29 protein-coding genes and 1 pseudogene are annotated in these 26,710 nt (G+C 63.1%); 10 read left to right on the top strand and 20 right to left on the bottom strand.

The annotated features are described in order from the left end of the window. Positions 1–233 precede the first annotated feature (233 nt). The 7 genes from NKH05_RS11135 to NKH05_RS11105 all read right to left on the bottom strand — a co-directional run bounded on the left by NKH05_RS11135 (position 234) and on the right by NKH05_RS11105 (position 8,873). Positions 234–467, bottom strand: a complete 234-nt coding sequence (locus NKH05_RS11135; protein ID WP_023719768.1) for a DUF680 domain-containing protein — start codon at positions 465–467, stop codon at positions 234–236. 378 nt (positions 468–845) lie between these two features. Then, positions 846–3,068 carry a cation:proton antiporter domain-containing protein gene (locus tag NKH05_RS11130; RefSeq protein WP_502900376.1) on the bottom strand — a complete coding sequence of 741 codons (2,223 nt, stop codon included), beginning with the start codon at positions 3,066–3,068 and terminating at the stop codon, positions 846–848. Positions 3,069–3,253: 185 nt separating this feature from the next. Further along, positions 3,254–3,952, bottom strand: a complete 699-nt coding sequence (locus NKH05_RS11125; RefSeq protein ID WP_023719770.1) for a DUF2270 domain-containing protein — start codon at positions 3,950–3,952, stop codon at positions 3,254–3,256. Between the two features lie 56 nt (positions 3,953–4,008). After that, entirely contained in the window at positions 4,009–6,117 is a 2,109-nt protein-coding gene (locus tag NKH05_RS11120; RefSeq protein ID WP_352856498.1) for a molybdopterin-containing oxidoreductase family protein, read from the bottom strand. Positions 6,118–6,159: 42 nt separating this feature from the next. Then, positions 6,160–6,357: a hypothetical protein gene (locus tag NKH05_RS11115; RefSeq protein ID WP_023719772.1), complete on the bottom strand. Its 198-nt coding sequence runs from the start codon at positions 6,355–6,357 to the stop codon at positions 6,160–6,162. A 4-nt stretch (positions 6,358–6,361) separates the two neighbouring features. Continuing rightward, positions 6,362–8,239, bottom strand: coding sequence for an ABC-F family ATP-binding cassette domain-containing protein (locus NKH05_RS11110; RefSeq protein WP_023719773.1), 1,878 nt, complete (start codon positions 8,237–8,239; stop codon positions 6,362–6,364). A gap of 454 nt (positions 8,240–8,693) precedes the next feature. Continuing rightward, on the bottom strand, positions 8,694–8,873 hold the full coding sequence (locus NKH05_RS11105; protein ID WP_023719775.1) for a membrane lipoprotein lipid attachment site-containing protein: 180 nt from the start codon (positions 8,871–8,873) through the stop codon (positions 8,694–8,696). Between the two features lie 132 nt (positions 8,874–9,005). Between NKH05_RS11105 and NKH05_RS11100 the strand changes: the two genes are divergently transcribed. From NKH05_RS11100 to NKH05_RS11090, 3 genes are all read left to right on the top strand, one after another. Continuing rightward, positions 9,006–9,179, top strand: coding sequence for a hypothetical protein (locus tag NKH05_RS11100; protein ID WP_023719776.1), 174 nt, complete (start codon positions 9,006–9,008; stop codon positions 9,177–9,179). 94 nt (positions 9,180–9,273) lie between these two features. Then, positions 9,274–11,355 carry an ATP-dependent helicase gene (locus NKH05_RS11095; protein WP_023719777.1) on the top strand — a complete coding sequence of 694 codons (2,082 nt, stop codon included), beginning with the start codon at positions 9,274–9,276 and terminating at the stop codon, positions 11,353–11,355. 148 nt (positions 11,356–11,503) lie between these two features. Beyond that, complete coding sequence (locus NKH05_RS11090; protein ID WP_023719778.1) at positions 11,504–11,806, top strand: DUF982 domain-containing protein; 303 nt, start codon at positions 11,504–11,506, stop codon at positions 11,804–11,806. Between the two features lie 69 nt (positions 11,807–11,875). On the opposite strand, the gene NKH05_RS11085 is transcribed toward NKH05_RS11090, so the two are convergent. Both NKH05_RS11085 and NKH05_RS11080 read right to left on the bottom strand, forming a co-directional pair. Further along, positions 11,876–12,175: a hypothetical protein gene (locus NKH05_RS11085; RefSeq protein WP_352856501.1), complete on the bottom strand. Its 300-nt coding sequence runs from the start codon at positions 12,173–12,175 to the stop codon at positions 11,876–11,878. A 14-nt stretch (positions 12,176–12,189) separates the two neighbouring features. Next, positions 12,190–12,702: a DinB family protein gene (locus NKH05_RS11080; RefSeq protein WP_352495582.1), complete on the bottom strand. Its 513-nt coding sequence runs from the start codon at positions 12,700–12,702 to the stop codon at positions 12,190–12,192. 77 nt (positions 12,703–12,779) lie between these two features. Here NKH05_RS11080 and NKH05_RS11075 point away from each other — a divergent pair. From NKH05_RS11075 to NKH05_RS11055, 5 genes and pseudogenes are all read left to right on the top strand, one after another. Continuing rightward, positions 12,780–13,486: pseudogene (locus NKH05_RS11075) on the top strand (glutathione S-transferase family protein). A 313-nt stretch (positions 13,487–13,799) separates the two neighbouring features. Beyond that, positions 13,800–14,435: a 5,6-dimethylbenzimidazole synthase gene (gene bluB / locus NKH05_RS11070; RefSeq protein WP_352495584.1), complete on the top strand. Its 636-nt coding sequence runs from the start codon at positions 13,800–13,802 to the stop codon at positions 14,433–14,435. A gap of 177 nt (positions 14,436–14,612) precedes the next feature. After that, the gene (locus tag NKH05_RS11065; RefSeq protein WP_352495585.1) at positions 14,613–14,909 is read left to right on the top strand and encodes a DUF1905 domain-containing protein; all 297 of its coding nucleotides are present in this window, start codon (positions 14,613–14,615) and stop codon (positions 14,907–14,909) included. A 118-nt stretch (positions 14,910–15,027) separates the two neighbouring features. Next, positions 15,028–15,450 (top strand): nucleoside-diphosphate kinase, encoded by a 423-nt coding sequence (gene ndk, locus NKH05_RS11060; RefSeq protein ID WP_023719783.1) that lies wholly within the window; start codon positions 15,028–15,030, stop codon positions 15,448–15,450. Positions 15,451–15,601: 151 nt separating this feature from the next. Next, positions 15,602–16,210 (top strand): class I SAM-dependent methyltransferase, encoded by a 609-nt coding sequence (locus NKH05_RS11055; protein ID WP_352495586.1) that lies wholly within the window; start codon positions 15,602–15,604, stop codon positions 16,208–16,210. Between the two features lie 71 nt (positions 16,211–16,281). On the opposite strand, the gene NKH05_RS11050 is transcribed toward NKH05_RS11055, so the two are convergent. The 8 genes from NKH05_RS11050 to NKH05_RS11015 all read right to left on the bottom strand — a co-directional run bounded on the left by NKH05_RS11050 (position 16,282) and on the right by NKH05_RS11015 (position 22,099). Continuing rightward, the gene (locus tag NKH05_RS11050; protein ID WP_023719785.1) at positions 16,282–16,551 is read right to left on the bottom strand and encodes a hypothetical protein; all 270 of its coding nucleotides are present in this window, start codon (positions 16,549–16,551) and stop codon (positions 16,282–16,284) included. A 165-nt stretch (positions 16,552–16,716) separates the two neighbouring features. Further along, the gene (locus NKH05_RS11045; protein ID WP_023719786.1) at positions 16,717–16,896 is read right to left on the bottom strand and encodes an SDR family oxidoreductase; all 180 of its coding nucleotides are present in this window, start codon (positions 16,894–16,896) and stop codon (positions 16,717–16,719) included. Positions 16,897–16,957: 61 nt separating this feature from the next. Continuing rightward, entirely contained in the window at positions 16,958–17,725 is a 768-nt protein-coding gene (locus NKH05_RS11040) for a YbaY family lipoprotein (RefSeq protein ID WP_352495587.1), read from the bottom strand. A gap of 84 nt (positions 17,726–17,809) precedes the next feature. Beyond that, positions 17,810–18,289: a molybdenum cofactor biosynthesis protein MoaE gene (locus tag NKH05_RS11035; protein WP_352495588.1), complete on the bottom strand. Its 480-nt coding sequence runs from the start codon at positions 18,287–18,289 to the stop codon at positions 17,810–17,812. A 3-nt stretch (positions 18,290–18,292) separates the two neighbouring features. Beyond that, complete coding sequence (gene moaD, locus NKH05_RS11030; RefSeq protein WP_352495589.1) at positions 18,293–18,550, bottom strand: molybdopterin converting factor subunit 1; 258 nt, start codon at positions 18,548–18,550, stop codon at positions 18,293–18,295. 1 nt (position 18,551) lies between these two features. After that, entirely contained in the window at positions 18,552–19,148 is a 597-nt protein-coding gene (pgsA, locus tag NKH05_RS11025; protein ID WP_127316551.1) for a CDP-diacylglycerol--glycerol-3-phosphate 3-phosphatidyltransferase, read from the bottom strand. A gap of 99 nt (positions 19,149–19,247) precedes the next feature. Further along, positions 19,248–21,326, bottom strand: a complete 2,079-nt coding sequence (gene uvrC, locus NKH05_RS11020) for an excinuclease ABC subunit UvrC (RefSeq protein ID WP_352495590.1) — start codon at positions 21,324–21,326, stop codon at positions 19,248–19,250. Further along, positions 21,323–22,099, bottom strand: a complete 777-nt coding sequence (locus tag NKH05_RS11015; RefSeq protein ID WP_023719796.1) for an SDR family oxidoreductase — start codon at positions 22,097–22,099, stop codon at positions 21,323–21,325. The genes uvrC and NKH05_RS11015 overlap by 4 nt, the downstream gene beginning before the upstream one ends. A gap of 422 nt (positions 22,100–22,521) precedes the next feature. Between NKH05_RS11015 and NKH05_RS11010 the strand changes: the two genes are divergently transcribed. After that, positions 22,522–23,172 carry an outer membrane protein gene (locus tag NKH05_RS11010; protein ID WP_023719797.1) on the top strand — a complete coding sequence of 217 codons (651 nt, stop codon included), beginning with the start codon at positions 22,522–22,524 and terminating at the stop codon, positions 23,170–23,172. 97 nt (positions 23,173–23,269) lie between these two features. Here NKH05_RS11010 and NKH05_RS11005 read toward each other — a convergent pair whose 3' ends face one another. Together NKH05_RS11005 and NKH05_RS11000 are read right to left on the bottom strand one after the other, a co-directional pair. Beyond that, entirely contained in the window at positions 23,270–23,869 is a 600-nt protein-coding gene (locus NKH05_RS11005) for a Pr6Pr family membrane protein (RefSeq protein WP_353025386.1), read from the bottom strand. Between the two features lie 299 nt (positions 23,870–24,168). After that, the gene (locus NKH05_RS11000; protein ID WP_023719799.1) at positions 24,169–24,765 is read right to left on the bottom strand and encodes a glutathione S-transferase family protein; all 597 of its coding nucleotides are present in this window, start codon (positions 24,763–24,765) and stop codon (positions 24,169–24,171) included. A gap of 532 nt (positions 24,766–25,297) precedes the next feature. On the opposite strand from NKH05_RS11000, the gene NKH05_RS10995 reads away from it, so the two are divergent. Continuing rightward, positions 25,298–25,720: a hypothetical protein gene (locus NKH05_RS10995; RefSeq protein ID WP_210164499.1), complete on the top strand. Its 423-nt coding sequence runs from the start codon at positions 25,298–25,300 to the stop codon at positions 25,718–25,720. A gap of 457 nt (positions 25,721–26,177) precedes the next feature. Here NKH05_RS10995 and NKH05_RS10990 read toward each other — a convergent pair whose 3' ends face one another. Then, positions 26,178–26,708, bottom strand: a complete 531-nt coding sequence (locus tag NKH05_RS10990; protein ID WP_352856503.1) for a DinB family protein — start codon at positions 26,706–26,708, stop codon at positions 26,178–26,180. Between the last annotated feature and the right edge of the window lie 2 nt (positions 26,709–26,710).

Below are 26,710 nucleotides of genomic sequence, written 5' to 3'. Positions count from 1 at the left end.
TTTCGACGCATTCGAGATGAGAGCGCTGCCCGCGCCGACGAATACGCATCGGCTTTTTCCGACGTGCACGTTGCTGGACGATTTCAGCAACCGAGATTGTGGCTACAGATGAAACCTGCAATTCAAAGTATTCGATTGGCGCAGGATTCGATCCAGCGCTCGTCCCGGCTGATACGCGAAAGCAAGAGTAGCGGGCCGAGCCCGCCGCTCTTTGTGTTCCGGGGCTGTGATAATCAGCGGCCCCAGATGCCTGGGCCGGATTCAGGCGCCACCGACTCGGAAGTCGTCTTGGCACCGGTATGCTCGGAAGTAACCGGCTTGCGGATCGAGCCGGTGAACGTGTTGTCAACGTTGGCAGCAGGAGCGGCCGGCTGGTTGACGTTGTCCGAGCCATAATGGTCGCTGCCCGCAAAAGCGGTGCCGGTGGCAACGAGGATGGCGGCGGCGGTAAGAGCGATCTTGGTCATTTCAGGTACTCCGGTAGTTCTTTGGTCTGTCCGTCAAGTGGCGTGCCTTGGGAAGAATTCGCGTCGCTCGGACCGCCCCGAGATGGGTCCGCAAGCTTGTCGTTTCCAATCACAAAAATTTTGTACGGGTGCGCCAAATTGGCCGCTTGAAATTCGACATGCGGCTCCTTTCGCCACAATGTTCTTATTTCTTTTCAATTGGTTATGCGGTTATTGGTGATTTTCAGCACGAACATTCTGTGAGCCGGCGTTCACCCATTCCTGTATCCTCTGTCAACAGAACCGAACCGTTCGGTTCTAACTATTTTACGTTTGGCTGGATCAGCGCTTCAGAGCCTCGATCGACATGCCTGCCGACCGATCAATGCCCAGTAAAAATCACGCTGCCAGCTCAGCGCCAGCGGTGTCATGCTTGGGCCGCGCGCTGGCCAGAAGCACGACGGGGCAGTTGCAGGCGGCTAAAACAGCGCCGGCGGTTTCGCCGAAGAACAGGTCCTCACCCGGACGTTGGGTGACACCCATCACGACGATCGCCGCGCCTTTGGCCGCCTCCCTAGTGATCGCCTTGTCGGGTGTGACGCGGGTATGGAACGCGGTGTCGATATGCAGGCCGTAGCGGCCCGCCAAGTCGGCGATGTCTTTCAGCATGGCCTCTTCGCGGCTATGCGACACGGATGTCGACCTGCGCCCCTTGGCTGCTTTTTGCGAGACGTAGAGAACCTTGATCCGCGCCCGGTTTGGACGGGCCAGCGCCAGCGCCAAGTCGGCGGCGCGGCGCGCCACCTGGGTACCGTTGACGGGGACGAGAATGCTGGTGCCGGCCTTCAGCGTTGGCATCTTTTCGGCAGCATTGCCGCCGTTCAGGACCAGGCAAAGCGGGCCGTCAAATCCTGCGGCAATGTCGTTGAGGGCCGGCGCGAAGGCGCCATCGGCGGTCAGCACATTGTCAAGGCCGACCAGCAACAGGCCGTATCCCTTGCGGGCCTCTTCGGCGATCGTCTCACCGGTGGCTTCCAACTCGGTGCGGGCCGTCAGGTGGACTTTGCCGACAAGCGTATCTTCGATCCGTTTTACCGCCTGGGCGCTTTTCTTTGCACCCTTCTTGATTTCCTGCAGGGCGCGCTCCTGTCCCTTGCTGTCGCTCGGCCTGTCAATTCGGCCGTCTTTCGGCTGAAGCAAGGTGGTGGGCAGGCGAAGCAAGGTAGTGGGCATGCCGCTGCCTCCGCCGACCAGTCCGGCGAGATGGGCAGTGAACTTGCCAATCCTGCTGTCGTCGACCAGCACCAGCAGCCGCTCCAGCCTGGAAATGAAGCCGTATTCGTCCAACGCCTCGCGCTCGACACGCTGCTGCTCGTCGTGCCCAACCGGCAGCCGGCCGAGCGCCCAGCGCAGCATCGGCGGCATGGCCAGCGTGGTGATCACGGCCATGGTGACGATCATGGTGAAGAGATTGTGCGACAGGATGTTCATCGACAGGCCGATGCTGGCGACGATCACCTCGGTCGAGCCGCGCGCGTTCATGGCGCTGCCCACGGCGATTGCTCCCTTGAACGACATGGCGGCGAGCCTAGCGCCGATGAACGCGCCGCCAAACTTGCCGATGCTGGCGATAACCACCAGAGCGCCCGTCAGCATGGCAAGCGTCGGATCGGCAAGCACTGTGAGATCGGCGGAAAGCCCCGCCATGCCGAAGAAGATCGGCATGAACAGCGCGGTGATGACGCCGCGCAGCTGGCCTTCGATATGGCTGGAGAGGATGGGCGATTCCCCGACAAGGATACCGGCGACGAACGCACCCAGCACCGTATGCACGCCTATCATATTGGTGATCAGCGCCATCACGCCCATGATGATGAGGATCATGGTGATCACAGCGAACTCGCTGTGGAATTGATCGTTGGTCCAGCGGATCAAGGTGAAGACAAGACGGCGGCCAATGGTGAAGGAGAACACCATGAACAGTGCCACCGCGGCGATGGTGGTCACCAGCGGCGCGAACTGCAGCCTGCCATTGGTGGCGATGCCGAAGGTTACGGCGATGATAAGCCAGCCGATCGTGTCCTCGATGATCGCCGAGGAAATAATCACCTGTCCGAGGTTGCGGCGCATGAAGTTCATCTCGCGCACCACCATGGCGACGATCTTGACCGACGAGATCGACAGCGCGGTGCCCAGGAACAGCCCGGCGACGGTGCGTTGCGTGGCGTCAGACAGCAATGCGTCCGGCAGGAACTGCGCCAGCGCGAAACCGCAGATGAAGGGCACCACGACGCCGGTCGCCGAAATGGAAAAACAGGCCGCGCCAACCCGGCGCACCAGCCGCAGGTCCGTCTCCATGCCGGTCAGCAAAAGCAGCATCAGGATGCCGAGCTGTGAGACGGCGTCGATCATGCCCTTTTGCGCAGGATCGCTGGGAAAGATCAGGTGCTGAGCCGATGGCCATAGCCAGCCGAACAGCGAAGGACCGAGCAGGATGCCGCCGATCAGTTGGCCCATGATTGCCGGCTGGCCATAGCGCTGCAGCACTTCGCCCAGGCCGCGCCCGACAAGCAGCAGCAGGACGATCTCGGCAACGAAAGCGCCTTCGCCCGAACCGCCCATTCCCGAAGCCTTGGTTCCGGCAACAAGCGTCTCCGCCGCCCGGGCCGCTCCTGCGGGGACGAATGCACAAACCAACAGCGCCAGGCTGGAACGTGTCGGAGCCTGCCAAGCCATGAAACCCCCATCGCCCAATGCACCTGCCCCACAACGCGCGACAGGCCGTTGCGTTGCTAGACAGGGCATTGCTAGACGTGGACGTCACCGAAGGAGAGTTCGCCGTCGTCGCTCTCCGTCAGGTAGGCTGCCATCAGCAGGCCGGCATAGAGGACGGCGACCAGCACGACGATGGCGCCACCAGGAACTGGACCCAGCGCAGCACTGGCGACGGCCTCACGCATCGACCCGACGAAGCCGATGCGGACGCCTTCGTTTAAGAGGCTGGGGGTCGACAGTTTGAGGATCCAGGCCAGCAGCAGGATCAGCAGCATGTAGATGTAATTCCGACGCAGGCGGCGCGCCAAAGCCACGCGTTGCGAAATCAGGAATTTTGGTGCGCGCAGGCTCTCGCCGACGATCAACAGCCAATCGGACGCAAAATCCGGCTGCGGTGAGAATACCTGTGCGAAATAGTGCCGTTCGAACTGGCGCACGCGAGCCCGATAGAAGTCGAAGAAGCGGTATCGCCGCGCCTCGATCCACAGCAGCAGCAGAACAAGCAGCATGGCAAACAGCAGCACGCCATGGTGAGCGCTGGCTGTCGAAAGCGAGACGGACAGCATCGCCGCGACAACCGTTATCGCCCAATTGCTCGTCCGGTCCAGGCGGTCGCGCCACCCAGCCATGCGCGCAATCTCGGCGCGATGGAAGTGGGACATCGTGGTTACGAGTTCGCCGGACGAAAGCGTTCGCCCGATGGGGTCCGGCGCCGCCAACGCTTCTGCCATGACCATGCCTCCACCCGCCATGCGAAAACGGCCGGATGGAGATATCGTTCCGACGCTCAATCCGCCGGGCGCAGCCAGACCTTGTTGTCGTGGAAGGCGGCGCCGCCATAGGGCGCCGGCGCATCGGCGCCGGTCAGCACGTTGATGCCCTCGCCGCGCTCATGGGCGCTGTTCGGCCAGATGCCTTCGGCGACGACCACGCCGCGCTTGATGCCGTCGAACAGTTTTGCGTGCAGCACCACCTCGCCACGCTGGTTGCCGACTTCGATGCGGCCGCCGTCGGCGACGCCGAGTGCCGCCGCATCATCGGGATGCAAGAGCAGCTCCGGCCGGCGCTCTTTTGCCTGCGACACCGGCGTTTCGGTGAAGGTCGAATTGAGGAAATTGCGCGCCGGCGAGGTGGTCAGCCGGAACGGGTGCGCCTCGTCCGCCACCTCGATCAGATCGACATGGTCGGGGAATTCCGGCAGGCTCGCCACCGGCCCGAACAGGCCCATGCTTTTCGGTGGCCGATTGGGCGACGCCTGGCCCGTCCAGTCGGCGCGAAAATGAAACTTCTTGTCGGCATGGCCGAAGCCGTCGAGGTAATGCGCGGCATCGAAATCCGGCTGCAAATCGACCCATTTCTGCTCTTTCAGGCTCGAAAAGCTGCCCAGCCCGCGCTTGCCCAGAATGACGTCGATATGCTGCTGCTCGGTCATGCCGAAGCCCGGGCGATCGGCGACACCGAGTCTTTTGCCGAGTTCCTCGATGACGAAATGGTTGGTGCGCGGACCTTCCGGCGGGTCGATCAGCTTCGGCCCGAGCGTGATGTGCTGGTTGCCGCCGCCCTTGTAGACGTCGTCATGCTCGAGAAACATCGTCGCCGGCAGCACCACATCGGCGAGCTTGGCGGTGTCGGTCATGAACTGCTCGTGCACGCAGGAGAACAGATCGTCGCGCAAAAAACCCTGCTTCACCAGCCGCTGCTCCGGCGCGACATTGACCGGATTGGTGTTCTGGATCAGCAGCGCCGTCACCGGCGGGCCGCCATAGAGCGCATCCTCAGCCCCGGTCAGCACCGGGCCGATGCGCGAATGGTCGAGATGACGGATCGCGGGGTCGCGCATCCGCGTGCCTTCGAGCAGTTCCTGATTGAGCTTGAAGATGCCCGAATTGGTATGGAAGGCGCCGCCGCCTTCATATTGCCAGCAGCCGGCGACCGCGGCGATCGAGGCTGCGGCGTGCATGTTGACCGAACCGTTGCGCTGGCGCGAAAACCCGTAGCCGAGGCGGAAGTAGGTCTTGTTCGTCGTGCCGACGAGACGGGCGAAGGTCTCGATTTCGTCGACAGAAAGCCCGGTGATATCAGCGGCCCATTGCGGCGTCCTCGTTTGAAGATGCGCTTCCAGACCATGCGGGTCGTCGGTGTATTTTTCCAAATAAGCGCGGTCGGCCATGCCGTCACGGAACAGCACGTGCATCACCGCGCAGGCCAGCGCGCCGTCGGTGCCGGGCTTCAGCACTAGGCCGAGATCGGCCTGCTTCATCGTCGCGTTCTCGTAAACATCGATGACGACGATCTTGGCTGCGCGTTCCTTGCGCGCCTTGATGGCGTGGGTCATGACGTTGACCTGCGTGACCACGGCGTTGGTGCCCCAGATCACCACGCAGTCGGATTTGCCCATCTCGCGCGGATCGGGGCCGCGCAGTGCGCCTGCCCCCATCATCCAGCCGGTCCAGGCCAGATTGGTGCAGATCGAACCGAAGAAGCCGGAGTATTTCTTGGCATGCCTGAGCCGCTCGATGCCGTCGCGCTGCACCAGACCCATCGTGCCGGCATAGTAATAGGGCCAGACCGTCTCCGAGCCGAATTTTGCCTCCGCCGCGATGAACTTTTCGGCGACAAGGTCGAGTGCGGCCTCCCAGCTCGCTTCCTTCCAGGCGCCCTCGCCCTTGGCGCCCGCCCGGATCAGCGGTTTCAGCAGGCGGTCGGGATGATGGACGCGGTCGGCGTAGCGGGCGACCTTGGCGCAGATGACGCCGGCCGTGTAGCTGTTGGCCTTGGCGCCATGGACGCGGCCGATACGCCTGGCGTCAAGCAACTCGACCTCGAGCGCGCAGGTTGAGGGACAATCATGCGGACAGGCCGAATGGCCGATTTTGAGCTTGGCGTGCTGATTCATGGGAGCAAACTAGCCGGTTGTGATAGCGGCGTGTAGGGCCAGTTACACGCCATCAATGCGCTTGAACAAGGCGTTGTAGGCACCGCATTTCGGGCAATGTATGTGGCGCTCGACATGCGATGATCCGGCTCCGGCGTCGATGACCAGCAGATTGCCGTCTCCACACTCAGGACATTTTACGACAGCTCCGGAATTGACGGCCAAAACCTTGGCAGCTTCGATCCACAGTTTTGCCGACATCGTCCTACTCCGCCGTGCCTTCCTCGTACTCCGCCGACATCGACAGCCATTTCTCCTCGTGGCCGGCCAGCTGTTGCGCGAGTTGTGAGCGTTCCTTGGCCAGCCTTGTCGCGGTCGAGGGGTCCTTTTCGTAGACGGCCGGATTGGCGAGTTCGTCCTCGATCAGGTCGATGCGCTTGCGGAGGCGGTCCATCAGCGCTTCGGTGGCGCGGATTTCCTTGGCCAGCGGCTCGAAAGCGGCGCGGCGCGCGGCTGCATCGCGGCGGCGGTCGGCCTTCGAGGCTTTGTCCGCCTCGCGCTTGCCGCGGCGGTCGCCGGAGACGCCGGTGACCAGCGTCTTGTAGTCCTCGAGGTCGCCGTCATACGGGTTAACCGCGCCCTCCTTGACCAGCCACAGCCGGTCGGCGGTCGCCTCGAGCAGATGGCGGTCGTGCGAGATCAGGATGACGGCGCCGGGAAAATCGTTCAGCGCATGGATCAGCGATTCACGGCTGTCGATGTCGAGATGGTTGGTCGGCTCGTCGAGGATGAACAGGTTCGGCCCCTCGAAGGCCGACAGGCCCATCAGGAGCCGCGCCTTTTCGCCGCCGGACAGGTCTTTGGCGGCGGTGTTCATCTTTTCGGTGGTCAGGCCGAACTGCGCGACGCGGCCGCGCACCTTGGATTCCGGCGCGTCCGGCATCAGCCGGCGGACATGCTCATAGGCGTTTTCGTCGGGCCTGAGGTCGTCGAGCTGGTGCTGGGCGAAGATTGCCACCTTCAGCCCGGGCGCCACGGTCATGCCGCCGGTCTCCGGCTTCAGCCGGCCGGCCAACAGCTTGGCGAAGGTCGACTTGCCGTTGCCGTTGGCGCCGAGCAGCGCGATGCGGTCGTCGGCATCGACGCGCAGCGTCATCTTCTTCAGGATCGGCGCACCCTCGGTATAGCCGACATTGACGTTGTTCAGCGCGATGATCGGCGAGGCCACCGTCTTCACCGGCTCCGGAAAGGAGAACGGCCGAACCGTGTCGTTCACAATCGCGGCGATCGGCTTCATCTTCTCCAGCGCCTTGATGCGCGACTGCGCCTGCCTCGCCTTCGACGCCTTGGCGCGGAAGCGCTCGACGAAGGATTCCATGTGCTTGCGCGCGGCTTCCTGCTTCACGCGGCCCTTCTCCTGCAATTCGCGCTGCTCGGTATATTGGCGCTCGAACTGATCGTAGCCGCCGCGCCAGAACGTCAGCTTCTTCTGGTCGAGATGGACGATCGAATTGACGGCTCGGTTGAGCAGGTCGCGGTCGTGCGAAATCAGCAGCACAGTGTGCGGGTATTTCGACACGTAGTTTTCCAGCCACAGCGTGCCTTCGAGATCAAGATAATTGGTCGGCTCGTCGAGCAGCAGCAGATCGGGCTCGGCAAACAGCACCGCGGCCAGCGCGACGCGCATGCGCCAGCCGCCGGAGAAGGACGAGGCCGGGCGCCGTTGTGCGGCGTCGTCGAAGCCGAGGCCGGCGAGAATGGTGGCGGCGCGTGACTCGGCCGAGTGCGCATCGATATCGGCCAGCCGCATATGGATATCGGCGATGCGGTGCGGATCGGTCGCCGTCTTTTCCTCTTCGAGCAGCGCACTCCGTTCAAGGTCGGCCTTGAGCACGATCTCGATCAGCGGCTCCTCGGTGCCCGGCGCTTCCTGAGCGACCTGGCCGATGCGTGTGTTCTTGGGCAGACTGATCGAGCCGGTCTCGGAGGCGAGGTCGCCGGTGATCGCCTTGAACAAGGTCGTCTTGCCGGTGCCGTTGCGGCCGACAAGGCCAGCCTTGCTGCCGGCCGGCAAGGTCAGCGAGGCATGGTCGAGAAGCAGGCGTCCGGCCATGCGGAGCGAAAGGTCGTTGATGATCAGCATGGCCGCGCTTTTGCACGGGACAACCATGCTTCGCAAGGGCTTGAGCCCCGGTTCGCCGCATAAGGCGCGAAAACCGGCAAGCAGGTGACGTCGACCCCCGCGCACCGCGACTTCCCGCAAAACGCAAAAAGAACCCGCTATCCTGAGGGGGGACAAGGAAAGCGGGTTCTTTCGTGAACGGCGGCCTTGGGAGCGTCCGATCGACACCCAAACACGCAGCAGCCGGGTTTGTTCCATGGGATAGACAAACCATGTGATGAACAAACGCCGGCGTGGCGGCAGGTTTGTCCACAGGGCGTGCCGTTTGTACGCTATCGGACCATGACGCTGCGGAAAGACTCGGCTATTCTTGGATGTGCGGCGGGCCTGATCTCCGCCTGGCCGGCGTCATCAGCTTCCTCCCAAGCGGCGCCGGCCACCCTTTTTTGACCGGCGCCGACGCCATTTGAAGCGGTCATTGTTTCGGCGGCGTGCCGGGCTGATCGCCGCCGGTCGTCGACTTCGGCACCGGATTCTTGTCGACCTGCGGATTCTGCTCGACCGTATCGCCAGGGGCCTTGGTCGGCTGGATGTTGTTGTCGCAACCCGCAACGGTCAGCGCTGCCACAAGCAGCAGGATTGAGCGCTTTTTCATCGCAGTCTCCTCTCGCCCGACAACGAGGCGTCGGCGATTTGGTTGCGCGATCGGTGTCGTTCCCGCATTCGCCGAGCAGTCGGGGAACAAAATGCCGCGTCTCCGGTTGCTCCAGAATCAATGGAGGAAGCCATGATCCGTCTGCTTATCGCCGGGGCAATCGTCTATGTTGCCTATCGCGTCGCCAAGAAAGTGATCGACGAGGTGCCCGACGATTTCGATCCGCTGCTGCTGCCGCCACCAGAAGACGATCGCGAGGCGCTGCGGCGGCAATCGGCAAGGATGGGCGTCGAGCCCGGGCGTTAGTCAACGGGCCTGCCCGCAAGGCTTCTTCGTTCACGAGCCCCATTCCGGCTCCGCAAACCGTTGCGAACAAAGCGGAAACGATGCTTGATGGGCGATGAACCTCGCCGCCCGTGATTCGTCCTTCCAGCCGGCCTATCTGGCAAAGCTCAACGCCGAGCAGCGGCTTGCCGTCGAACACGGCGACGGCAAGATCGCGGGGCCATTGCTGGTGATTGCCGGCGCCGGCTCCGGCAAGACCAACACGCTGGCGCACCGGGTCGCGCATCTGATCGTTAGGGGTGCCGATCCGCGCCGCATCCTTTTGATGACATTTTCGCGCCGTGCCGCGGCGGAAATGGCCAAGCGGGTCGAGCGCATCGCCGGCGAGGTGCTGGGCCGCGATGCTTCCGTCATCACCGATGCGCTGAGCTGGGCCGGCACGTTCCACGGTATCGGCGCCAGGCTGCTGCGTGATTATGCGCTGGAGATCGGTCTCGATCCCGCCTTCACCATCCATGACCGCGAGGATTCCGCCGACCTGATGAACCTCGCCCGCCACGAGCTTGGGTTTTCGAAGACCGAAGCCCGCTTCCCGACCAAGGGCACCTGCCTTGCGATCTATTCGCGTGCCGTCAATGCACAGGCGCCGCTCGGCGAGGTGCTGGGTTCGGTGTTCCCGTGGTGCGCCGGCTGGGCCGAACAGCTGAAACAATTATTCGCCAGATATGTCGAGGCCAAGCAGGCGCAGAACGTGCTCGATTACGACGATCTGCTGCTCTACTGGGCGCAGATGGCCGGCGAGCCGGAAATCGCCGCGCATCTGGGTGCACGTTTCGACCATGTGCTGGTCGATGAATACCAGGACACCAACCGGCTGCAGGCCTCGATCCTGACGGCCCTCAAGCCCGACGGATCGGGGCTGACGGTGGTCGGCGACGACGCGCAGTCGATCTATTCATTCCGCGCCGCGGAAGTGCGCAATATCCTGGATTTTCCCAAGCAGTTCGCGCAGCCGGCCGAGGTCGTCATGCTGGAGCGCAACTACCGCTCGACCGAGACGATCCTGGCGGCGGCCAATGCGGTGATCGGCGAAGCGTCGGAACGTTTCACCAAAAATCTCTGGTCGGAGCGCAAATCGGCGGAAAAGCCGAAGCTGGTGAGCGTGCGCGACGAGATCGAGCAGGCGAGCTATGTCTGCCAGGCGATACTCACCGAGCGCGAGGCCGGTACCGTTCTCAAAGCGCAGGCCGTGCTGTTTCGCGCCTCGCACCATAGCGGCCCGCTGGAGATCGAACTGACGCGCCGCAACATCCCCTTCGTCAAATTCGGCGGGCTGAAATTCCTCGATGCCGCCCACGTCAAGGACGTGCTGGCCGTGCTGCGCTTTGCCGAAAACCCGCGCGACCGCGTCGCCGGCTTTCGCGTGCTGCAACTTCTGCCCGGCATCGGCCCTTCGGCCGCCAATGCGATCGTCGAGACCATGGCGACGTCGCTCGACGAGACGATGGGGCTTGCGCGCTACCGGCCGCCGCAACGGGCCGCCGACGACTGGCCGGGCTTTGTCGCGCTCTATTGCGGCCTGCGCGCCGGCGCAAAGAAATGGCCGGCCGACATCGAGCAGGTCAGGCTCTGGTACGAGCCGCATCTGGAACGCATCCACGAGGATGCGACGACGCGCCGGGCCGATCTCCTGCAGCTCGAGCAGATCGCCTCCGGCTATGGATCGCGCGAGCGCTTCCTCACCGAGCTGACGCTCGATCCGCCGGACGCGACCAGCGACGAAGCCGGACCTCCGCACCGCGACGAGGATTATCTGATCCTGTCGACCATCCATTCGGCCAAGGGCCAGGAGTGGAAGAACGTCTTCGTGCTCAACACCGTCGACGGCTGCATCCCGATCGACCTAGGGGTCGGCAGCAAGGAGGACGTCGACGAGGAGCGGCGGCTGCTCTACGTGGCCATGACGCGGGCCAAGGATAGCCTGCATTTGGTGATGCCGCAGCGTTTTTTCGTCCACGGCCAGGCGGCGCGCGGCGACCGCCATGTCTATGCCTCGCGCACGCGCTTCATCCCGCGCCCGATCCTTGGTGCCTTCGAGCAGGTGGCGTGGGCCAGCGTCCAGGCAAGGGACGATCCGCGCCGCCAGCCGCAGGTGCGCGTCGATCTCGGCGCCCGCATGCGCGGCATGTGGAAATAGGCACCCGCCTCGGCGCGCTGCTCACCCGGGCGAGCGAAAAAAACAAATCACGGCAACATGGAACCTCGCGCCGTGATCCGCGTTTCTGCCCGACCCCCAGACCGGAGAACGGCGTCCGCCGTGACCTCCGCCCATTCGAGAGGCCAGAATGCACGACAGGACGTTTTCCACACCGGTCGCCCTAACCGTTGGCGCCGGCTACAAGCGGACGATCGCTTCGTTCTCCGAGATGCACGAGTTCCTGACCGAGTTCCCGCCTTCGCGCCGGCGGCTGAGCTATGGCGCCGCGGTAAAGGCCTGCGAGGCGGCACGCGCCGGCGAGATCTCGGCCGAAGCGGCACGCGACGCCCTGATCACCTTCGCCGTGACGGCCGGCATCCTCTGGCCGGCCGCCCAGCCGGCAGTCTCGGTCAAGCCGGTCGTCCGGGGCCTCGGCGGCTACGCCGCCTGACGCAACCTCTTCGTCATCATGGCCGGCCGGAGATGCGGTCCGTTGTCGGTGGTTTTAGGTCGGCAGATCCTAAATCAGCTGCCTTCTGATGCTCATCCGGGTCACCGCAGTCACAAGAATGGCGCCGATCATGAAATAGATGGTCGCGACAATGTCGCCCTGGTGGAAATAATAGCCGGAGTTGAGAAGCGCCAGGACCACGGCGAAGAACGCCACAAGGCGCAAGGGTTCATTGGGCATGCGTGCCAATTCTCGCTGTTGCTGCTGAATGCTGCTGAAGCGGCCGCCCTCACGACCATGCGCTCCATAAAATGTTTTGGCGCTTTTTGCAATCTCGGCAGGTCGTCCGCTATCGACCATCCGCTTCACCAGCCGCCCCAGGTTCAGGCGAATGCCCTGCCCTCCTCGCTGCGCTGGAACATCGTCAGGTCCAGTCCGAGGCTTGGCTTGCCCAGAACGGTCAGGATCGCATGCGCCTGGCCGCGGTGGTGGGTCTGGTGGTTGAAGAAGTGGTCGAGCGCCGGCGCCAGCCGCTGCGAGACGGTGCGCATATCCGAGACGGTCATGTAGGAGAAGCGGCCCGACAGCGCCTTGTCGCTCAAGCCGGCAACCCAGTCGATGATCCGTTTGTCCTCGGCCTCGCGCGCCAGCCGCAAGCCTGGCAAGGCGCGGTGCAGGATCGTGTCGAGCCTTGCCGGCGCGTCGCCCTCGCCGGTGAAGCGTTTCATCCAGATACGGTCGGCTGCCAGGAGGTGGTTGAGCGTTCCCATCATCGAGCCGAAGAAGACGCCGACATTGCGGTCGAACTCTTCCTCGTCGAGATCGGCGGCGGCATCGTAGATGCGGCCATTGGCCCATTGATTGTAGGCCGCAAACATCCTGAAATGCTGTTTCATTCTTCTCTCGACCTGCGAGACCCTGTTTCGCGTGGGTCTGTTTCGGGCATAGTTAGACTGCAAGGACGCTGCCGCCAATGACCATTCTGCTCTACGACCTTGTCGGACGCGACGCCGCCCGCCCATTCAGCCCACATTGCTGGAAGGCGGCGATGGCGCTGGCCCACAAAGGGCTCGACATCACCAGCGTGCCGACCCGTTTTCTCGAAGTGCCGAAGGTGGAAGGCGGCGTCTCGAAGCTCGTTCCGGTGATCCGCGACGGCGAGACGGTGGTCGCCGATTCCTTCGCTATCGCGCTCTATCTCGAGGAGGCCTATCCCGAGCGGCCGACATTGTTTTCCGGCGACGGCGGCAAGGCGACGGCGCGCTTCATCGAACGTTGGTCGCAGCTGACCATCCATCCCTACGTCACCACCGCTGCGATATTGGACCTGCACGCCATGCAGGACGAGGCGAACGCCGCCTATTTCCGGCAGAACCGCGAGCAGCGCTTCGGCAAGCGCCTGGAGGCGGTATACACCACCCGCGACGCTGGGCTCGCCAGCTTCCGGGCCTCGCTGGAGCCGCTCCGCTCGATGCTTGGCTATCAGCCCTTCATCGGCGGCCCGTCGCCGCTATTTGCCGACTACATCGTTTTCGGCGCGCTGCAATGGGCATCGCCACGCCCTACCGGCTGCTCGACGACAGCGACGTCGTGGCGCAATGGTTCGAACGATGCCTCGATCTGCATGGCGGCCTCGGCCGCACGGTCGCGGCGGCGGCGATCGCCCCGCTCGATAGTTGAAATCGGCAGTTTCATCGGCAACGCCACATTTTGTTCTTGCTTTGTGCCGGCAGCTATGCTACTAATTTGGGTATGGTGCTGATTCGTACCGACGACCCGCCCGGCTTGCCGAGGCGGGTTTTGTTTTGCCGGTCGAGGTCCAACTGCGTTGCCGGCAGGGACGTTGTCCGGCCTTAACTGAAAGTTGCCAGCCGGCGAAATGCGACAATGCGGGTAGACGAAGTGTCGCTCGAAGCGCCTCATCCGTGCCTGGATCGAAGCAAACAAGACGAACATCCGGCGAACCGGGCAATCACAACAAAGGCAGCGCGCCATGACCGCAAACCCAGAGTTCCCGGCCGACTTTCGCGCCGGGCTCGCCAATCTTTTCCTGTGGCGGCGCGACGTCAGGCGGTTCAAGCCGACGCCGCTCCCCGAAGGGGCGCTGGAGCGGCTGCTCGAGCTTGCCAGCGCCGCGCCTTCCGTCGGGCTGAGCCAGCCCTGGCGCTTCGTCGTCGTCGAGAGCGAAGCATGCCGCGCTGCCGTCAGGGCCTGCTTCGAGCGCTGCAACGCGGAGGCACTCGCAAATTTTTGCGGCGAACGCGCCGCGCTCTATGGGCGCCTGAAGCTTGCCGGCCTGAATGAGGCGCCCTGCCAGCTTGCGGTTTTCGCCGACCGCGCAACCGAGCAAGGGCATGGGCTCGGCCGCCTGACCATGCCAGCCACCATAGACTATTCCGCTGTCATGGCAGTCCACACGATGTGGCTGGCGGCGCGCGCCGAAGGAATAGGCATGGGCTGGGTCTCGATCCTCGATCCGGCCGAGGTGGCGACGATCCTGGACGTGCCGGCGGAGTGGACGCTGATCGGCTATTTCTGTGTCGGCTATCCAAGCGAGGAACACAGCGTGCCGGAACTGGAACGGCAAGGTTGGGAAGTCCGGCGCGCTTCGATCGTGATAAAACGGTAGTGCAACGGCGGCGCTGCCATTCTTTTTGCAGGAAAGCCATTCTCTTTGCAGGGGAGAATGACTCCTCCGCTGCAGGGCAGAATGGATATCATGGATGTTTCGCCGATCGTCAGCATCGCCAACAAGAGACCAAGGCAAAGCCAGTCGTGACGGCCTTGATCTGAGGAAGGGCATAGAATGTTTCGCTGCGAGGTGCAGGCCGAGATCTGGGTCTATCCGGGCAAGGGCGGCTGGCCTTTCGTGACGCTACCGCCGGAACCTGGAGCATGGATCAAGACGGCGATGGTGGGGATGGCAAGGCCCTGGGGCTCGCTTGGCGTGGAAGCCGTCATCGGCCAGACCAGATGGCGGACATCGCTGTTTCCCGACAAGAAATCCGGCAGCCTGCTCTTGCCGATCAAGACGGCGGTGCGGGTCCGCGAAGGCCTTAGGGCTGGCGACACGGCCAACCTGACGATCGAGATAGAGCTATGACACATTGGGTCTGGCTGACGGCGACGCGCTGTGCGCCCACCTCCCCTTGGCAAGCCGGCGGGCGGCTTGTATAGAGCCCGCCACCCTCAATTCCACTCTCCATCACAAGGACGATCCCATGGCGCTCGAACGCACCTTTTCCATGATCAAGCCGGACGCGACCCGTCGCAATCTCACCGGCGCCATCACCAAGATACTGGAAGATGCCGGCCTGCGCGTCGTCGCTTCGCGCCGGGTGTGGATGAGCCGCCGCGAGGCAGAAGGTTTCTATGCCGTCCACAAGGAGCGTCCGTTCTTCGGCGAGCTGGTCGAGTCCATGTCGTCGGGCCCGACCATCGTGCAGGTGCTGGAAGGCGAGAACGCCATTGCCAAGAACCGCGAAGTGATGGGCGCCACCAATCCGGCAAGCGCCGCCGAAGGCACCATCCGCAAGCTGCACGCGCTGTCGATCGGCGAGAATTCCGTGCATGGTTCCGATGCGCCGGAAACCGCCGCGCAGGAGATCAAATACTGGTTCTCGGACACCGAGATCGTCGGCTAAGCCGGCATCCCGAACCCATCAAAGAGGCCGGCGCAACGCCGGCCTTTTTCGTTAGCAGACATTTCAGGTTCAGGCTCCTCGACGGGTCATGGGTGCGTTAAGCTCGAGGGCACGGATCAAACGCGGTCGCGACAACGGAGCCGACCAGGCCATGACCAGCACCATTCCCGGCTTGTTTCAGGGCACCGAGATGCCGACCGGCGGCTGGTGGGAGGCGTTGTGGCCCGACCCTGCCGGGGTGTTGACGGCGGTGGGAATGAAGCACGGCATGGATGTGGTCGATCTCTGCTGCGGCGACGGCTGGTTCACGCTGCCAATGGCCAGGGTCGTTCGTCAGGTCATCGCCATCGACATCGATGCCGATCTGCTCGAAGTCGCCCGGCGGCGGCTGGCCGACGGAGGCGCGAGCAATTGCGAGTTTGTGGCGGGCGACGCCTATGAGCTTGCCAGGCTGGTGCCCCGGCCCGTCGACTTCGTCTTCATGGCCAACGCTTTCCATGGCGTTCCGGACCGGCCGCGCCTTGCCCGCGCCGTGCGGGCGACGCTTGGCAGGGCCGGTCGTTTTGCCATCGTCAACTGGCACCAGCAGCCGCGCGAGCAGACCACGGTTCTGGGCGAGCCACGCGGACCGAAGACCGAGCTGAGGCTGTCACCCGGACAGACCACCGCGGCGGCGGAAGCAAGCGGGTTCAAGCTCGCCGAACTGATGGATATACCGCCCTACCACTACGGCGCGGTATTCAAACTCGCGACAAATTGAGAATGCCTGGTGTATGCGGTCGTCGCCCGATAGATCTCGCCCGCCGCCCCCTAGCGGCGGGTTCTGCCAGTCTATTTCGCCTGGCGTTCCTTCACGTTCGCATGTTCGTTCGCCGCTTCCGTGTCGGTGGCCGGCGTCTGTGTATCGTGACCTGTGAACGGGCTACCCTGCCCGGGCGCGAGATCGCCGCTATGACCAGCCTTGTTGGTCTGGAAAGGCTGGCTGTCAGGACTGAGACCATGTTGAAGGGCATCGAACAGATGGTCGTCCGCCTTGGCAAGGCCGGTGAAGGCAAGGAGCGATGCACCGGTGGCGGCAAGGATAAGCGCGTGCGTTTTCATGTCTGGACTCCTTTGAGTTAAGGCCAGAACGAGCCGCAGCCATTCTGGCGGCATCAACGAAGGGACAAACATCCCTTTTGCCTTACCCGCCATCGTATGAGGACGTAACGCGCGCTCTGTCCGGTTTATTCCGGCTGAAACACAACGTGATCGACATGCGGCCGATCAGGCGACCGAATAGCCGCCATCGGCGAGCAGGCCGTGGCCGGAGACGAACGAGGCGTCATCGGAAGCAAGGAAGGCCACGACCGTCGCTATCTCTTCCGGCGAGCCAGCCTTTGACGCGCCGCTTCGGCCTGACGTCTGCGCCGCCACCACAGGTGTGATCGTTTCGGAACGGTCCAAGGCCTGTTGAGAATCAGGGCAGGCCGAGCCGGTGCAGGCCTCACCTGAATATCGACAAGTCTCAACTCGCAGCATTGAACCGCAGGATGACGCGGTCATCCTTGTCGGCGATGATGAGCTTGCCGGCGTCGATATGGTACGACGCTGCCTTGGCCAGCGCCTCGAACAGCGCCTTTTCCTCGGCCATGGTCTCGGACGCGCAGGCCTTGAAGGTCGAACCGATGTCACTGATGGTAATCGTCGAACCATCGACTTTGGCGGTAGCGAAATAGACGTTGCAAGGGCCGCTGCCGCCGGCCTTGCCGGCTTCGCTGATCCGGAATGTCGCCCGCGGCTCGGCAATCACGCCGATGCCGTCGATATATTCGACCAGCCAGCTTTGGCCGAACACGGAAGCTGTCGCCGGCTCGGCGCTCGGCGCCGCCATTTTCAGCATGATGGTCTGTGGCGCGTCGCTGAGCGGGTCGACCTGGTGGCGCGCACCTGTGACGAACAGCAGCCGGTCGTCGACAGTGATGCGCGCCTGCAGAGCGTAGGTCATATCAGGCCGGATCACCTGCGGATCGAAGCTGATCTCGAACTTGATCGGCACCTGGCCGGCCGGCACCACCTTGCGCTCACCGATGATTGCGGCCGGCGCGTCGGCCAGCGACACGTCGGCAAGCTGCACGGAAAGCACGGCATTAGGCGGCAGGGCGATGCGCTCGCGATACATCACCTCGCCCTTGAGGGTCTTTTCGGCAGCCGCGGAATGATCCGGAACGGCCAGGATGCCGAGGGCCAGCGGCGCCAGCCCGAAGATGAAGAACTCGGCAATCTTGTCCAGCATGATCCTGCTCCCCTTCCGGCCAAGGGTCTCGCAGGATTGCGGTCAATAAATGGCCGGCAGGGTATGGGAACGGCCGTCGGGATTTTATTCGGACGGCGGCTGCTTCCAGCGGCTCGCCGCCTTGTCGTCGGCCTCCTTGGCGTCGACCCAGCCGCCCTCCGAACCGTCGCTATGGTGTTCCTTCTTCCAGAACGGCGCCCGTGATTTCAAATAGTCCATCAGGAAATTCGCGGCCTCGAACGCCGCCTGCCGGTGGGCGGAAGCCGCCACCACCAGCACGATGTTTTCGCCGGGCGCGATCTTGCCGTGGCGATGGATGGCAGTGAGGCCCTGCAGTGGCCAACGCTCGATTGCCTCGCCGGCGATGCGGGAAATCTCGGCTTCGGCCATACCGGGATAATGTTCGAGCTCAAGCGCGGAGAGTCTGCCTTGCTCGTCGCGGCAAAGGCCGGAGAAGGTCACCACAGCGCCGATGTCGTTGCGACCCTGGGTCAGCCTGGCGATCTCGGCGGCGACATCGAAGTCCTCCGCCTGGATGCGCACCACAGGCACCACCGCGGACATGGTTCAGCCACCGGTCATCGGCGGGAACAGCGCGATCTCGCGCGCGCCGGCGATCTTCTCGCGGTGCTCGACATGTTCCTGGTTGATGGCGACGCGGATCACATCAGGATATTGCAGCGCGTTCTCGTATTCCTCGCCGCGTGATTTCAGCCAGCGCAACAGGTCGGCGACGGTTTCAATGCCGTCCGGCAGTTCGACGTCTTCCTCCGGTCTGCCGATCCGCTCGCGCACCCAGGCGAAATAGATGAGCTTGGTCGACATGTTACTCGTCCATGATGTGCTTGAGGCCGGCGCGGAAATAGTCGTAGCCGGTGTAGAGCGTGACCAGGGCTGCGATCCACAGCAGCACCAGCCCGGTCTGGGTGGTCAGTGGAAAGATCTTGTCGCCGGCGGGGCCTGCAAGCAGGAAGGCAATGGCGACCATCTGGATGGTGGTCTTCCATTTGGCCAGTTGCGTCACCGGCACCGAGACCTTCAGGGCCGCCAGATATTCGCGCAGACCCGAGACCAGGATCTCGCGGCACAGGATGATGATCGCCGCCCACAGCGACCAGCCGGCGATGCCGGCATGGCGGTCGGTGTCGGCGGCGAGCAGCAGCAGGCAAGTGGCGACCAGCAGCTTGTCGGCGATCGGGTCGAGCATCTTGCCGATATTGGAGGTCTGCTGCCAGGCGCGCGCCAGATAGCCGTCGAAGTAATCGGTGATCGAGGCGAGCAGGAAAATGATGAGCGCCGACCAGCGGGCGAAGTCGCTCGATTTCAGATGCCCTTCCAGGAAGAAGCACAGCACGACCAACGGCACCGCCAGAATGCGGGCATAGGTGAGCATGTTAGGCAGGTTGAACGCGCGCTGGGCCATGTTTGGGAACTCTTTCTGCCTGCTTAGTCAAATCAGAAGCGAATGTGGGGGGTCAACAGGCCAGAATCGATTAGCCAGCCGAAATATCGGCAATAGATCTTAGCTCTCGTGAAAATGATTGTAGACCAATTTCGCCACCTGCTCGGAAATGCCGTCAACCTTGACCAGATCCTCAACGGCGGCGCGGCTGACCGCCTTGGCCGTGCCGAAATGCATCAGCAGCGCGCGCTTGCGGCCGGGGCCGATGCCGCTGATCTCGTCGAGCGGGCTCTTGACCATCTCCTTCTTGCGGCGGGCGCGGTGCGAACCGATGGCGAAGCGATGGACCTCGTCGCGCAGCCGCTGGACGAAATAGAGCACCGGATCGCGTACGGGCAGCGAGAATGAGTCCCTGCCCTTGACGAAGAAGCGTTCGCGGCCGGCGTCACGGTCCTGACCCTTGGCGATGCCGATGGCCACGACGCGGTTCTCGATGCCGAGATCGGACAGGATCTTGCGCACCGCCGTCATCTGGCCTTGGCCGCCGTCGATGAGGATGACGTCGGGCCAGGCCGGAAAGCCGCCGGCGTCCTCGACATCGTCGCCCGGTCCGGTAGCGCTCGCCTCGTCCGCACTCTCGGTTTGCGGGGCATCGCCATGTTCCTTCAACAGCCGCGAGAAGCGCCGCTGCATCACCTCGCGCATCATGCCGAAATCGTCGCCCGGCGTGATCTCGGTCGAGCGGATGTTGAACTTTCGATACTGGTTCTTCACAAACCCTTCCGGCCCGGCGACGACCATGGCGCCGACGGCGTTGGTGCCCATGATGTGCGAGTTATCATAGACCTCGATGCGCACCGGCGGCTTTTCCAGGCCGAAGGTCTCGGCAAAGCCGGTGAGCAGCCGCGCCTGGGTCGAGGTCTCGGCGAGCCGTCGGCCGAGCGCTTCGCGCGCGTTCTGCAGCGCGTTGTCGGTCAGGTCCTTCTTCTCGCCGCGCTGCGGCACCGAGATCGACACCTTGCGGCCGGCGCGCGTGGAGAGCGCCTCCGCCAGCAATTCCTGGTCCTCGACGCCATACGACAACAGGATGGTGCGTGGCGTCGGCTTGTCGTCGTAGAACTGCGCCAGGAACGAACCCAGCACCTCGCCAGCTTCGAGCGCCGGATCGGCCTTGGGAAAATAGGCGCGGTTGCCCCAGTTCTGGCCGGTGCGGAAGAAGAACACCTGGATGCAGACCTGGCCGCCCTCCTGATGAATGGCGAAGACGTCGGCCTCGTCGACAGTCTGCGGATTGATGCCTTGATGGCTCTGCACATGCGACAGCGCCGCCAGCCGGTCGCGATAGATGGCGGCGCGTTCGAAATCGAGGTTCTCCGAAGCCTGCTGCATGGCAGCGGAGATCTCCGTCTTCACCTTCTGGCTGCGGCCGGAGAGAAAATCCTTCGCCTCGGCGACAAGCCTTGCATAGTCGCCATGCGAGATCTCGCCGGTGCACGGGCCGGCACAGCGCTTGATCTGGAACAAAAGGCAAGGCCGGGTGCGGTTCTCGTAGAAGGAGTTGGTGCAGCTCCTGAGCAGGAAGGCGCGCTGCAGCGAATTGATGGTGCGGCCGACGGCGCCGGCTGAGGCAAAGGGGCCGAAATAGTCGCCCTTGCGCGAGCGCGCGCCGCGATGCTTGTAGATGCCGGGGGAGACATGGTCGCCGGTCAACAGGATATAGGGAAACGACTTGTCGTCGCGCATCAGCACGTTGAAGCGCGGCCGCAAGCGCTTGATGAGGTTGGCTTCAAGCAGCAGCGCTTCGATCTCGGTGCGGGTGACGACGAACTCCATCGTCGACGTCTCGCGCACCATGCGGCCGATGCGGCTGGTGTGGAACCGACCTTGCGCGTAGTTGGTGACCCGCTTCTTCAGGCTGCGTGCCTTGCCGACATAGAGCACGTCGCCGGCGGCATTCATCATGCGGTAGACGCCGGGCGCGTTGGGCAGCCGCTTGACCAGCGTCTGGATCACCTCGGCGCCGACCATGCCGTCGGCATCGCCGGCATGCGGCGTCCAGTCGATGGCGGTGAAGGTGACGTCCGGACCAGCGGCTGCAGGCTCGACGACCTCCTCGGCTGCCTCGTCCTCGAGGTCGATTTCGGGCGGCAGGTCGTCGGCGCCGCCGCGCGTTTTTTGTTTCTGGTCCATGGGGCTCATTCCGTCATGCCTGTCACATCGGGCGTCTGCCATGCAAGATGCTGGCCGCCGTCAAGCGCGATCATCTGGCCGGTGACCGAGCGTGCCGCCCAGAGGTAACGGATGGTGTCACCGAATTCGGGCAATTCCGGGCCGCGCTTCAGGATCAGGCCGGCAATCTGCGCGTCGAAATCGCTGTCGTGCTGGCGCGTGTTCTTCAAGGTCGGGCCCGGACCGATGGCGTTGACGCGGATGCGGGGACCCAGCGCCTGCGCCATCATCTCGGTCGCTGCCCACAAGGTCGACTTCGACAGCGCATAGGAGAAATAACGCGGCGTCGGCCGCCAGACGCGCTGGTCGATCATGTTGACGATCAACCCCTCACTGCTCTGCGGCAAGGCCCGGGCGAAAGTCTGCGCCAACAGAGCCGGCGCCTTGACATGCACGGCGAAATGGCGATCCCAGGCCGGCCAGTCGAAATCGTCAACACTGTCGTGCTCGAACAGCGAGGCGTTGTTGACCAGCAGCGACACCGGTCCGAGCGCCGCCGCCGCGCGGCCGACAAGGTTGCCGACGGCGTCCATGTCGGTCAGGTCGGCAGCAACCACAGCGGCCCTGCCGTCTCGACCAAAATGACCACTGTTGATCCCGGCCGCCAGTGCCTCCGCCTCGGCCAGCGAGCGATTACAGTGAATGGCGACGGCAAAACCGTGCGCAGCAAGATCCTCGACGATCGCCCTGCCGATCCGCTTCGCCCCGCCTGTCACCAGTGCCGTCGCGGCGACCTTGCTCATCTGTCAATCCTCAATCTGATGCCGATTCCGACCTGCCGGGACCGGGCCGGCAAAATATGGCCTGCCAAGTGTTAAATCCCATTTCCACCTGGGGCAGGATTGTGGCAAAGTGGCCCGGTCGGCATTCTGGCTCGACCGGAATCCGGGCCAGCCCGACCGCAATATAGGGCGCGGGAGCCCTTGCACCAAGCCGTATGCAGTGCAGCACGGCGAACCTGCTGACATCTCGCTGTTGCGAAGATGCAACGTCAAGGTTCTGCCTCATTCGTGCCAGGGAATGACCCAAGTTCAGGTTCGCTTCAGCCGCATTTCGACACGACATTTGGAACCGTTGAACGCCGGATCCGTTTCACCCCCCGGACGGGTTGAGGGCGCTCATGAAAAAACAAGCCTGTGTCCTGTGGCTTAAGGAGTAAAGAACAATGCAAGCCAATCTTAAATTTGCGCGACCGCTCGCGGTGGCGTTTGGGCTGTTCGCCCTCGGCGGAACCGCCTATGCCGCGGACGTGGTTCAGGAAGAGCCGCCGGCACCTGCCCCGATCGCCGAACTTCCGGTCGCATCCTGGGCCGGCCCCTATGCCGGTGTGAGCGTCGGCTACGGCTTCGCCGGCCATGCCGATGCCAAAACCGTTGGTGTCGACATCGATACCAAGGGCTTCGTCGGCGGCGTCTTCGGCGGCTACAACTGGCAGCAGGAGAACTTCGTCTACGGTGCCGAAGCCGATATCGGCTATAACGGCGTCAAGGGCGACGATGCCGGCATCGAGGCCAAGGGCGGCGTCGAAGGCTCGCTGCGCGCTCGCCTCGGCTACGCTGTTACCCCGGAAATCCTGCTCTACGGCACCGCCGGTGGCGCGCTGAAGAACCAGAAGGTGGAAGCCGCCGGCTTCAGCGACACCAACACCATGCTCGGCTGGACGGCCGGCGTCGGCACCGACATCAAGATTACCGACAATGTGTTCGGCCGTGTCGAGTACCGCTACACCGATTTCGGCGACAAGAACTTCGACGGTATCGGCAAGGTCAAGTCGACCGACAATCGCGTCACTTTCGGCGTCGGTATGAAGTTCTAAGTCGTCCAAGCCACGACACGAAAAAGCCGGGCCTCGCGCCCGGCTTTTTTTGTGCCCGGTGCCCATCCTGTCGGCATGGGCACGCGTGATCTCGAGGTCAGCGTTGAGCCAGCATCCGGTCGACCAGGACCAGAACTTCGGCTGCTGCGATGAAACCGAGGGCGATAGTGGCGGCATTCGACATGACTGCGACCCAGCCATTGGCGGACACATCTATGAACGGGTAAGCGTATTTCCCTTCAGCGACACCACGAGCCAGGGCATAAGCGAGATAGGCCAGGGGATAGAGCGCCCATAGAAGCGGATCGCGCCACGAGAGCCTCCCCTTTCGCGTGAATAGAAGCCAGAACAATAAGACAAGGACAGGATTGAGTTGGTGGAGCAGAAAGGTTGCTTCGGCGGTCGCGCCAGCCAAAGTGCGCAGCCCTTGGAGCAACACCGCGAAAATCACCCCGACCAGGGCCATCACGGCAGCCGTCCACGCCACCAGCGTTGGATGGTCGAAACGCTCCCCGAGGAGCGCTATGGCTGCGAATACAATGGCGACAAGACCGTTGGTCAGGATCGTGAAATATCCCACCAACACCCACAGCGAGCCAAGCATCGATGCACCGCCCTTGATCAAGGTGCTGAGTTCAAGGCCAATGCCAGTGCACGCGGATAGACAAATGATCAGGGCAAACAAGCGCTGTATCAAATCGCCCTCCCCCACCGGCTTACGTTTTAGAAAGCGACGATAAGACTGGGCGGAACGTCTGTCGACCAAAATGCCCCCAAGACCAACCTTCCAGCCTCGCCGGCCCGGCTCACTCCCAGCATGTCGAAATTGGCCGTTGCGCCTCCCCCGCCAGGAATCCGCTAAAGCGCGTCGCGTTCGACCGGCGGCATGCGACGCGCCTTAGGTTCCTGTTTTATGCATGTCGTTATCACAAAACCGCTGCACACTTTTGCGCGACATGCATTAGGGGAAGATCGGTAGCTTCGCCATCCCCGCCCTCAAGCCGGGATGCCGGGCTTCAGCTCCGGGAATTTCTCGTCGAAGCGTGCCGCCCAGCGCGTCAGCCGGCCGCGGCCCTTTTCCCATTTTCCGGCGAAGCGCAGCGAGAGATAGCCGAGGCAAGCGCGCAGCGCGATCTGGCCGACAGTGATTTTCTTCGGCAGCTTCGGCGGGTTGGCGTTGAGCAGATCGAGCGCGGCCGAAATCTTGCTCCACTGGCGCTCGAGCCAAGGCTGGTAGACCATCTCTTCGGGCCGCGTGCGCCGCTCATAGACCATCGACAGCGCGCAGTCGCAGATGCCGTCGGCCAACGCCTCCAGCACCTCCGCCTCGAGGCGCTTGTCGGGATTACGCGGAAACAATGCGTTCTTCGACATCCGGTTGAGATGCTGGGTGATGGCGCGGCTGTCGTGGACCGAGCGGCCGTCGTCGAGCACCAGCACCGGGATCTTGCCGAGCGGATTGGCGCCGATCAGCGCGGCCGGCTTTTCCTCGGTCTTTATCGGCACGAGATCGACCGCAATGCCGGCATGAAGTGCTGCCATGCGCACCTTGGAACTGTAGGGAGAAGTAGACGCGTAGAGCAGTCTGGGCATTGTCGATTCCTGTTTACCGGCTACAGCTCCATATGTCCTGTTGGACGCGCAAGAGGACGCGGTAGCATTGTGACTTCGCGCATGACCCCCACCGAAAATCGATTCCGATTGGGGCTCGTGCGTGGGCACTGTTGACCGATCATGCTGGCTTCATCAACGGCCAGAGGCGGAAAACCGCGCCGCCAGCGCGCAGCCATTGTCTCGACTTCAATCTGGATGCGATGAGCCGGAGGTGCGGCGGCAGAAGCGAGCAGGTCGGACAATCCAAATCCGATCAGCTACCAACTCGGCCTTGCACCGAAGGTTGGTCTTTGGCAGCCACGAAAATCCCACCGGACTTCGCCGCGTGGCGAAGTCCTGGGAGCTGCGAAAAGACATCTTCCTCCCGCCTCTTTCTCGTCCTGCCCGACCGTCAGCTAGCAAGCGAGGCGCCTGTCCGGCATCCCGCCCTGGCTGTCTTGAGTACTGTCCCCGGCGATCGGAGAGCGGCGACTACTTCTTGGCCTTCGCCTTTGCGGGCGCTGCCTTCGGCTTGGCCGCGGGCGCTGCTTTCTTCACTGCTGCGGAAGATTTTGCAGCGGCGGCCTTTGCCGGTGCTGCCTTCTTCGCAGCGGGTTTCGCAGCAGCCTTTGCAGCCGGCTTCTTGGCCGGTGCCGCCTTCTTTGCCGGTGCAGCCTTGGCCTTGGCCGGTGCTGCTTTTGCCTTGGCAGGTGCTGCTTTCTTCACGGCTGGTTTTGCCGCCGCCTTGGCGGCCGGCTTTTTCGCCGGCGCTGCTTTTGCCTTAGGCGCGGCGGCCTTCGCTTTGGCAGCGGGTGCTGCTTTCTTCACAGCAGTTGCGGCCTTTGCCGCCGCTGCTTTTACTGGTGCTTTCTTTGCCGGTGCCTTGGATGCCGGCGCTTTGGATGACTGCTTAGCCATATCATGCCCCTTCCGTTGTGCCGACGGCCGTTATTGACCCGGCGCGCAATGCATATCTGACTCGCGGCTTGCTAGCCAGCGAAGCATTAGAATGATTTCTGCAGCTTAAGTTTCGGTTACGGCGAGCGCGCGACCATTTTACCGGTGCAAAAATCGGCTGCGAATCTTTGTGTCGCGCAGCGAAGTTCTGCGACAGAAATTCTGCTCGCTCTATCTCGACCGGTCTTCGCGTCAAGCTCAGGACCTTTTCGACCAGCTCTGCGCTTCAACGTCCGACGCTCAGCGCGAACATTGTCAAGAGCGAAGGCGGTCGCCCGCCTCGTCTTGTCCGAAACGATAAACTACAGGTAAGTACGAAGCAACGCGACGAGCACGCCGCTGCACTATCTTGCACGACGCGATGAAAGTAAGCAGATAGCTCGCATTTCTGAAAGACAGGATATCGCTCGATAGATCCGGTCGAGCCGATCTCGTAATCGAAAACGCTCGGCCGTTCAGGCGCCGAGCGGCTCGCGCTGCTTCTGCAGCCGGCGCGAAGGCTCGGCCCTGTGGAGATGGACGGCGAAGGTATCCCATGGCGGCGTGACGGAAATCTGCGCCAGGATGCGCCCCGCTTCACCGCGATGATAGACGCCGTGCAGTACGACGTGGGTCAGCATTTCCTGTCGCGACATCAATGCCTTATCCCCGTCGGTGAACACGAATGCGACGGGCTCGGAGAGCTGTTGCGACGAAACGGTTTCGAGATAATCGAGATACCACCGATCGGTCGCCGCGACTGCGGCACGAAGTTCGTCGAGGGCCGGCGTGTCCTCGATGTTGTCGGCGGAGTAGCCATGGCTTGCACCAACCAGGTGGGCTGAGAATATCCGCGACACCACATGGCTGTGATCGATGAGCCGTATCACGGCCTGCCGTTCCTTGCCGTGAACGGGCGGGTCGAGACTGACGAGCCTTTCCAGCAGTTCGTCATTTGCCCAGGCCTGATAGGCAAACAGGCTGCGAAGCAGGGCGTGCGCACTCATGG

This window comes from Mesorhizobium sp. M1399 (assembly GCF_040317735.1).
GTDB lineage: Bacteria > Pseudomonadota > Alphaproteobacteria > Rhizobiales > Rhizobiaceae > Mesorhizobium.
This window is presented reverse-complemented; position numbering and strand designations above follow the sequence as displayed.

Excerpts from the sequence above, each read along its gene's own strand:
- NKH05_RS11100 (WP_023719776.1), top strand. The coding sequence starts at position 9,006 with ATGATCCGTCTGCTTATCGCCGGGGCAATCGTCTATGTTGCCTATCGC.
- NKH05_RS11120 (WP_352856498.1), bottom strand. The coding sequence starts at position 6,117 with ATGAATCAGCACGCCAAGCTCAAAATCGGCCATTCGGCCTGTCCGCAT.
- NKH05_RS11105 (WP_023719775.1), bottom strand. The coding sequence starts at position 8,873 with ATGAAAAAGCGCTCAATCCTGCTGCTTGTGGCAGCGCTGACCGTTGCG.
- NKH05_RS11040 (WP_352495587.1), bottom strand. The coding sequence starts at position 17,725 with ATGCTGGACAAGATTGCCGAGTTCTTCATCTTCGGGCTGGCGCCGCTG.
- NKH05_RS11115 (WP_023719772.1), bottom strand. The coding sequence starts at position 6,357 with ATGTCGGCAAAACTGTGGATCGAAGCTGCCAAGGTTTTGGCCGTCAAT.
- pgsA (WP_127316551.1), bottom strand. The coding sequence starts at position 19,148 with ATGGCCCAGCGCGCGTTCAACCTGCCTAACATGCTCACCTATGCCCGC.
- moaD (WP_352495589.1), bottom strand. The coding sequence starts at position 18,550 with ATGTCGACCAAGCTCATCTATTTCGCCTGGGTGCGCGAGCGGATCGGC.
- NKH05_RS11065 (WP_352495585.1), top strand. The coding sequence starts at position 14,613 with ATGTTTCGCTGCGAGGTGCAGGCCGAGATCTGGGTCTATCCGGGCAAG.
- NKH05_RS11080 (WP_352495582.1), bottom strand. The coding sequence starts at position 12,702 with ATGAAACAGCATTTCAGGATGTTTGCGGCCTACAATCAATGGGCCAAT.
- NKH05_RS11010 (WP_023719797.1), top strand. The coding sequence starts at position 22,522 with ATGCAAGCCAATCTTAAATTTGCGCGACCGCTCGCGGTGGCGTTTGGG.
- NKH05_RS11015 (WP_023719796.1), bottom strand. The coding sequence starts at position 22,099 with ATGAGCAAGGTCGCCGCGACGGCACTGGTGACAGGCGGGGCGAAGCGG.
- NKH05_RS11110 (WP_023719773.1), bottom strand. The coding sequence starts at position 8,239 with ATGCTGATCATCAACGACCTTTCGCTCCGCATGGCCGGACGCCTGCTT.
- ndk (WP_023719783.1), top strand. The coding sequence starts at position 15,028 with ATGGCGCTCGAACGCACCTTTTCCATGATCAAGCCGGACGCGACCCGT.
- NKH05_RS11035 (WP_352495588.1), bottom strand. The coding sequence starts at position 18,289 with ATGTCCGCGGTGGTGCCTGTGGTGCGCATCCAGGCGGAGGACTTCGAT.
- NKH05_RS11050 (WP_023719785.1), bottom strand. The coding sequence starts at position 16,551 with ATGAAAACGCACGCGCTTATCCTTGCCGCCACCGGTGCATCGCTCCTT.
- NKH05_RS10990 (WP_352856503.1), bottom strand. The coding sequence starts at position 26,708 with ATGAGTGCGCACGCCCTGCTTCGCAGCCTGTTTGCCTATCAGGCCTGG.
- NKH05_RS11055 (WP_352495586.1), top strand. The coding sequence starts at position 15,602 with ATGACCAGCACCATTCCCGGCTTGTTTCAGGGCACCGAGATGCCGACC.
- NKH05_RS11090 (WP_023719778.1), top strand. The coding sequence starts at position 11,504 with ATGCACGACAGGACGTTTTCCACACCGGTCGCCCTAACCGTTGGCGCC.
- NKH05_RS11135 (WP_023719768.1), bottom strand. The coding sequence starts at position 467 with ATGACCAAGATCGCTCTTACCGCCGCCGCCATCCTCGTTGCCACCGGC.
- uvrC (WP_352495590.1), bottom strand. The coding sequence starts at position 21,326 with ATGAGCCCCATGGACCAGAAACAAAAAACGCGCGGCGGCGCCGACGAC.
- bluB (WP_352495584.1), top strand. The coding sequence starts at position 13,800 with ATGACCGCAAACCCAGAGTTCCCGGCCGACTTTCGCGCCGGGCTCGCC.
- NKH05_RS11125 (WP_023719770.1), bottom strand. The coding sequence starts at position 3,952 with ATGGCAGAAGCGTTGGCGGCGCCGGACCCCATCGGGCGAACGCTTTCG.
- NKH05_RS11130 (WP_502900376.1), bottom strand. The coding sequence starts at position 3,068 with ATGGGCGGTTCGGGCGAAGGCGCTTTCGTTGCCGAGATCGTCCTGCTG.
- NKH05_RS11095 (WP_023719777.1), top strand. The coding sequence starts at position 9,274 with ATGAACCTCGCCGCCCGTGATTCGTCCTTCCAGCCGGCCTATCTGGCA.
- NKH05_RS11000 (WP_023719799.1), bottom strand. The coding sequence starts at position 24,765 with ATGCCCAGACTGCTCTACGCGTCTACTTCTCCCTACAGTTCCAAGGTG.